This window comes from Sedimentibacter sp. B4, from assembly GCF_000309315.1.
GTDB classification, from domain to species: Bacteria; Bacillota; Clostridia; order Tissierellales; family Sedimentibacteraceae; genus Sedimentibacter; species Sedimentibacter saalensis.
Map to the genome: position 1 here is coordinate 1 of NZ_CANG01000094.1, position 211 is coordinate 211.

The 211-nt window shown below is 70.6% G+C and carries 1 pseudogene; it reads right to left on the minus strand.

Annotated elements, in window-relative coordinates:
* Positions 1-211 (minus strand): annotated as a pseudogene (locus BN358_RS26085) (MFS transporter); the annotation flags it as partial.

Here is a 211-nt window from a genome sequence, read left to right on the forward strand (position 1 = left end):
TTGCTGCCCATCAGCAGGAACATCAACGAGCCTGCGGCCGCACCGAGCCATGCGGTTGCGCCCAGCCAGCGGTGCGGGTGCGCGGACCGGTCGGCCGCTGCTCCGATGAAGAGCAGCACCACGGCCGAGACCAGCGTGCTCAGCGTGGCGAGCAGGGACGGCAGTGCACCCGGTAGCACGGGGAACAGCCCGAGCAGCAGGACGGGGTTGG